The 6,925-nt window shown below is 66.6% G+C and carries 4 protein-coding genes; 1 reads left to right on the top strand and 3 read right to left on the bottom strand.

What is annotated here, in order from left to right:
• Positions 1 to 20: 20 nt before the first annotated feature.
• The gene (locus K8V11_RS05205) at positions 21 to 845 is read right to left on the bottom strand and encodes an SDR family oxidoreductase (RefSeq protein WP_303911380.1); all 825 of its coding nucleotides are present in this window, start codon (positions 843 to 845) and stop codon (positions 21 to 23) included.
• Positions 846 to 849: 4 nt separating this feature from the next.
• Complete coding sequence (locus K8V11_RS05200; RefSeq protein ID WP_303911378.1) at positions 850 to 1,185, bottom strand: thiamine-binding protein; 336 nt, start codon at positions 1,183 to 1,185, stop codon at positions 850 to 852.
• 391 nt (positions 1,186 to 1,576) lie between these two features.
• On the opposite strand from K8V11_RS05200, the gene K8V11_RS05195 reads away from it, so the two are divergent.
• Positions 1,577 to 5,062, top strand: coding sequence for a heterodisulfide reductase-related iron-sulfur binding cluster (locus K8V11_RS05195; protein ID WP_303911376.1), 3,486 nt, complete (start codon positions 1,577 to 1,579; stop codon positions 5,060 to 5,062).
• A gap of 599 nt (positions 5,063 to 5,661) precedes the next feature.
• Here K8V11_RS05195 and K8V11_RS05190 read toward each other — a convergent pair.
• Positions 5,662 to 6,925, bottom strand: a 1,264-nt coding sequence (locus K8V11_RS05190) for an NAD(P)/FAD-dependent oxidoreductase (protein WP_303911374.1), incomplete at its 5' end; no start/stop codon positions are given.

The raw sequence follows: 6,925 nt of genomic DNA, 5'->3' as shown, positions 1-6,925 counted from the left end.
GCGGCGCCCGCTCGGAGGGGCTACCCGTCCTCGGCCGCCCGCACAGCTGCCTGGTAGCGCCGCATTCCGGAAATCCAGCGCTGAGTGTCGCCGGCGCGGCCCTGCCACATGTCCCGGACCTCCGGGTGCGGCAGGACGAGGAACTCGCCGGCCGCGACGGCCGCGAGGGTCTGGCGTGCGACGTCATCGGAAGAAAGCACCGCACCCGCGGAGGTGACGGCCCGGATGGCGGCGCGCGCCCGCGGGTCCGCCGACGCCGCGCCGTCTCGGACCAGCGCCGTGTCCACGCCCATCGGGCACAGGCAAGTCACGCCGACGCCCGAGTCGCCGTAGGTAACCGACAGCCACTCGGCGAAGGCCTCCGCGGCGTGCTTGGTCGCGGAGTACACGGCCGCCCCGACCTGCGTGAGCAGCCCCGCCGCCGAGGCCGTCGAGACGAAATGCCCGGACCCGCGCTCGGCCCAGCCGGGCACGAGGAGTCGCGCGGCGCGGACGTGCGCGTAGAAGTTCACGTCCATCCCGGTCGCCCACTCGTCCTCGGTGCCGATGTCGGCCCCGCCCATCACGCCCGCGTTGGCGAAATACATGTCCACCGGGCCGAACTCGGTCTCGGCCAGCTCGATGGACCGCGCGATGACGTCGGAGTCGCTCACATCCCCGGACAGCGCGAGAACGCCGGGCTGCGGACCGGAGATTTCGGCCCGGTCGACGGCCACGACGCGCGCGCCGCACTCGGCGAGCTGCGTGACCAACGCCGCCCCGATCCCGCTGGCCGCGCCGGTGACGATAGCGACCTTTCCTCGGAAGTGGCCTGCGACGTCATCCAGCGGTGTCTTATCCGACAACGTTTTATCCATCGGTGTCCCTCGCCGAGCCCTGCGCCGAGGACTCGAGGCGGGCGTCCACCCGCTCGACCTTGCCGGTGAGCTCGCCTGTGTGGCCGGGGCGCAGGTCGGCCTTGAGGACGAGCGAGACCCGCGGAGACACGGCGAGCACTGCGTCCGTGGCGGCCTTGATCACAGCCATCGCCTCGTCCCATTCGCCTTCGATGGTGGTGAACATCGAGGTGGTCTCGTGAGGCAGGCCGGAGGCGCGCACGACGCGGATGGCCTCGGCGACGGCGGCGCTCATCGAGCCGTCCGGATCGGGCGCGGTGGCGGGGGCGATGGAGAACGCGAACAGCATGGGCCCAGAGTAGTTGAGAACAACGACGGCAAGCGCGAAATCATCGCGGGAATCATGAGAATATCCTCAACTAATTCGGCCGAATCTCGCCCCACAAGCCGCCCGGGATCGGCCGATTCCCCCTGTGTGGCACCCCTCACCCCCGGTTGGCCGTAAGTCCTGCTCAAAGTATGGATACCCTACCGATGAGTTATAAATTTCGGTGCCCGTAACCTACGGTAAAGAAAGACAATTCTGCGCGGGGCCGTCCTGCCCACTAGGGGGTCCACGGCGGAGAAGGCTTGGAAATTGCCATAGGTACCACTCAGGTATCGCGGCGAAGCCCAAACCTCTTCGCCACCGGGAATCCCCGGCGGCCGCGCCGAGAGAGCTACGAAAGGCCGCTGCCCTTATGTCACCGGTGACTATCACCCTCGGCACTATCGGGGCCATCGTCAGTTTGTTCTGTTGGTGGTCCTTCCTTAGCGGTGCGTTCCGAATGGTCAACACCATTCGGCTTGGCCAGAAGGACGGCTATAACCGTTGGCTGCCCTTCTTCCCGCGCCTCGCCACGTTGATCAAGGAATTCATCGCGCATACGCGCATGATCAGGATCCGTTCGGTGGGCATCTTCCACTGGATGGTGATGATCGGCTTCCTTCTCGGCGCGATCGTCTGGTTCGAGGCCTACATCCAGACGTTCAACCCGCACGCGGGCTGGCCGTGGTTGTCCAACCTGGCGATCTACCACTTCATCGACGAGCTCCTCGGTCTCGGCACCGTGGTCGGCATCCTCGTCCTCATCGGCATTCGCCAGAAGAACAACCCGAACCGCGGCTCGGGCATCTCGCGCTTCACCGGTTCGGACATGCGCGCGGCGTACTTCGTCGAGGCAGTCGTCCTCCTCGAGGGCCTGGGCATGGTGTTCGTCAAGGCGGGCAAGCTCTCGCTGCAGGCCGCCGAGGGTGACCACTTCCACTGGGCCACGGACTTCGTCACCGGTCCGCTGTCGCAGATCCTCCCGGCCAACGAGCTGATGGTCTCGATCTTCGCGCTCATCAAGCTGCTCTCGGGCATGGTGTGGCTGTACATCGTCGGCCGCAACATCACCTGGGGCGTCGCCTGGCACCGCTTCTCCGCGTTCTTCAACATCTATACGAAGCGCGATCCCAAGGGCGGCACGGCGCTCGGCGCCGTCAAGCCGATGACGCAGAACGGCGAAGCCCTCACCATGGAAAAGGTCGAGGAGATGTCCGAGGAGGAGGACGCTCCGGAGCCGCAGCTCGGTGTCGGCGCGATCGAGGACTTCTCGTGGAAGGGCTGGCTCGACTTCACCACCTGTACCGAGTGTGGCCGCTGCCAGTCGCAGTGCCCGGCGTGGAACACGGCCAAGCCGCTGTCGCCGAAGCTGCTCATCATGTCGCTGCGCGACCACGGCTACGCGAAGGCGCCGTACCTGCTCGCCGGCGGCAAGCAGGAGATGGGCGAAGAGGTCGGCCTCGTCGACTCCGAGGGCAACCCGGACGAGGCGAAACTCTCCGCGATCCCCGAGGCCGCGCGTATCGAGGCTCAGCGTCCCCTCGTCGGCGAAACCATCGAGGGTGACGTCGCCGCTTCCGGAATTATCGACCCCGAGGCGCTGTGGGCCTGCACCAACTGCGGCGCGTGCGTCGAGCAGTGCCCGGTCGATATCGAGCACGTCGACCACATCGTCGACATGCGCCGCTACCAGGTGCTCCTGGAGTCGGACTTCCCGTCCGAGCTCGCGGGCCTGTTCAAGAACCTCGAGAACAAGGGCAACCCGTGGGGCCAGAACCAGAGCGCTCGCCTTGACTGGACCAAGGCACTCGACTTCGACGTGCCGGTCATCGGCCAGGATGTCGAGGACCTCGGCGACACCGAGTACCTGTTCTGGGTCGGCTGTGCCGGCGCCTTCGAGGATCGCGCGAAGAAGACGACGCAGTCTGTCGCCACGCTGCTGCACACGGCCGGCGTGTCCTACGCGGTGCTCGGCCAGGGCGAAACCTGTACCGGCGACTCCGCCCGTCGCGCGGGCAACGAGTTCCTGTTCCAGATGCTCGCGCAGCAGAACATCGAGACCATCAACGACGCGTTCGACGGTGTCGCGGAGCCCGACCGCAAGGTCGTCGTCACCTGCCCGCATTGCCTCAACGCGCTGAAGAACGAGTACGGGCCGTTCGGCGGCAAGTACAAGGTGGTCCACCACACGCAGCTGCTCAACCGTCTTGTACGGGAGAAGCGACTCGTGCCGGTGTCGCCGATGGGCCAGGACGTCACCTACCACGACCCCTGCTTCCTCGGTCGCCACAACCAGGTCTACGAGCCCCCGCGCGAGCTCATGGACGGAGCGGGCGCGAAGCTCCGCGAGATGCCCCGCCACGGGCAACGCTCGATGTGCTGCGGCGCCGGCGGCGCGCGCATGTGGATGGAAGAGACCATCGGCAAGCGCATCAACATCGACCGTGTCGACGAGGCACTGTCGACCGATACGGAGAAGATCGCGACGGGCTGCCCGTTCTGCCGCGTCATGCTCACCGACGGCACGACGGCACAAACCGACGGCACCGAGAAAGAGGGCCAGGTCGAGGTCGTCGACGTCTCGCAGATGCTTCTCGAATCCGTCACGAGTGACGGCGAACTTCCCGACCCCCATGCGGTCGAGTGGCTCGACTCCCGTGGCCCGGGGGTGCCGACCAAGGCAGAGCTCGAGGCTGCGGAGAACGAGAAGAAGAAGGCCGAGGAGGACAAGGCCGCTGCGGCGAAGCCCATGGAGGCCGAGAAGCAGCCGAAGTCCGAGGACTCCGAGGCTACGGAAGCCGCCGAAGCCAAAACCGATACGGACAAGTCCGGTTCGACTGCGGGCAAGGCCGCTGCGGGCGCGGCGGCCGGCGCCGCTGCCGGTGGCGGACTCGCCCTTGGCGGCAAGGCCGCAGCTCCGGGTGGAGCTAAGGCTCCTGCCCCGGGAGGCGCGAAGAAGGACGATTCCTCGGCGGACGAGGCCCCGGCTTCCGAGTCGAAGGGCGCCCCGAAGTCGGGCGGTCTCGCGCTCGGCGGCAAGGCCGCAGCCCCCGGCGGCTCCAAGGCGCCTGCTCCGGGCGGAGCGAAGAAGGAGACCCCGGCGGACGCCTCCGAGACGGGGGATTCGGAGTCCAAGGTCGACTCGGCTCAGTCCGAGAAGGCCGATGGCGACGAAGGCACCCCGGCGGCAGATGCGCCGAAGTCCGGCGCCCCGAAGGCCGGCGGCGGGCTCGCACTCGGCGGAAAGGCCAAGGCTCCGGGCGCATCGAGCGCGCCGGCACCGGGCGCCTCGAAGGAGTCCGAGACCACCGAGGACAACTCCGCTTCCGAGGCGGATGCACCGGCCGCGTCGGGCGCTGAGCAGGAATCGGCCGAGTCCACATCGAGTGAGTCCACCGAATCCGCTACGTCCGAGGAAGCTTCGAAGGCCGAGGCTCCCTCCCAGACGGGCGGAGCACCCAAGGCCGGAAGTGGCGGACTCTCGCTCGGAGGCAAGAGCGCGGGCGCACGGAAGTCGTCGGGCATCAAGATCGGCGGAGCCGCGGTCGGCGCCGGTGCTGGAGCCGCGGCAACGGCAGCGGCCAGCGCGTCCGATTCGTCCAAATCCGAGAAATCGGACGACGACGAAGCGGTCGCCGAGGCAGAGTCCACCGAGGCCGAGTCCCCCAAGGCAGAAGAGTCGGCCACCGAGGCTCCTACCGCGGAGACGCAGGCTGACGAGGCTTCCACCGAGGATTCGGCCAACGAGGAATCCGAAGGCTCCGCCCAGTCGGCTCCGCTCGAAGAGCCTTCCACCGAGAAGAAGTCCTCGGGCAACAAGGCCAAGAAGGCTGGCGGCTACGGGCTCTCGCTCGGGTAATCCCGCCCGCCGCCGATGAATCGGCCCGCGATCAGATGTTCTGATCGCGGGCCGATTCTCATTTCTGGCGATGATCAACCTCAACGCTGTGCACCAACGTTGGGCCATTCTGGAGCACGACCCCCTGCGCCCCTACCCTCCGCGGGGCAATGATTCGATTCGAGTTACCACTGGCATCCCGCCCGGAGCTCATCCCCGAGGAGTTCTGACCTCCTGGCCATTTGCTATGCACGGGACCCGCGAGCCGAAGCGCACGAGTCTTCTCGGGTTCCTCTGGATCGACAGCGTTGTCATTCCCCGTTCCAATGCCACCGCAGTGGAAGGTGCACTGATCACCGCCGAGCGATACCAGCGATCGAGTCAATACCGTGTTCACGCGGGACACCACGGCCCCAACCGGGCGTTACCTCGTCCATAGCTTGGCGCTCGTCCAAGTCGACTAATTCCTCGTACGACAGATGGGCGCCAGTCGAAACACCGCGCCCGGCCGATTTCACGTAGGCGAGCCTGCGTGAAATCGGCCGGACATGTCGTTTTCGCTTCGCGCACGCCCGAGGCCGAATCAACCTCCCTGCGCGAATACGCACCTTCGCCGAAAATCACTCCGTGTGATGCACCTCCTGCAACCCGTACACCGGCGTCGAAATACCTTCCATCCGAGCCTTGAGCTGCAGCGTCAAATACTTCGAGTAGTGCCGCGACTGGTGCAGGTTGCCGCCGTGGATCCACAACTGCTCGACATTCGTCGGCTTCCACATGTTGCGCAGCTCCCCTTCCCAAGGCCCCGGGTCGCGCTTTGTGTCCGAGCCGAAGCCCCACACCTTGCCCACGCGGTCGGCGACCTCGGGCGAGATGATGTCGGTGAGCCACTGATTCATCGAGCCATAACCGGTCGCATACACGATGAGATCCGCCGGCAGCCGCGTCCCATCATCCAACACGACCGCGTCGGACTCGATGCGTTCGACCTGCCCGCTCGCCAGCGCGACCTCGCCGTCGATGAGCAGCTGGCTCGCCCCGACGTCGATGTAGTATCCCGACCCCCGGCGCAGGTACTTCACGAACAGACCCGATCCGTCTTCGCCGAAATCGAGATCGAACCCCACATCCCGTAGCTGCTGGTAGAACTCGGCGTCGCGCTCGGCCATCGCGTCGTACACCGGCTTTTGCGCGTCCGGCAGCAACGCATACGGCCACGAGGCGAACAGCATGTCCGCCTTTTCGGTGGTGACGCCGTTCGCCAGCGCCTCCTCGGAATACAGCGGCCCCAACCCGAGGTCCATGAGCGATTCGCTGCGCGAGATGTGCGTCGAGGACCGCTGCACCATCGTCACGTCCGCGCCCTTCTGCCACAGCGTCGCGCAAATGTCGTGCGCAGAATTGTTCGAGCCGATCACCACCGCGCGCGTTCCCTCGTAATCCTCCTCACCGGTGAACTCCGAGGAGTGACACTGCTGACCCGCGAACGAATCCGCCCCGGGGAACGACGGAGTGTTCGGGTACCCCGACACCCCGAGCGCGAACACGAGCTGGGTCGGCCGCAGCTCGACGTCCTCGCCGCGACGGTTGACGCGCACCTTCCACGTCCCAGCGGCCTCATCGAACTCCGCGCCCACGCATTCGGTGCCGGACCAGTAGTTGAGTTCCATGATGTCGGCGTAGTGCTCGAGCCAGTCGCCAACCTTGTCCTTGGACGGGAACACCGGCCAGTCGTCAGGGAACGGCAGGTACGGCATGTGGTCGTACCACACCGGATCGTGCAGGTGGAGGGACTTGTAGCGCTTGCGCCACGAGTCTCCGGCCCGCTCGTTGCGCTCGACGACGATCGTTGGCACGCCGGCCCGCTTGAGCCGCGCCGCAAGC

The sequence above is a fragment of the Dietzia timorensis genome (genome assembly GCF_020742175.1).
Classification (GTDB): Bacteria; Actinomycetota; Actinomycetes; order Mycobacteriales; family Mycobacteriaceae; genus Dietzia; species Dietzia timorensis_A.
This window is presented reverse-complemented; position numbering and strand designations above follow the sequence as displayed.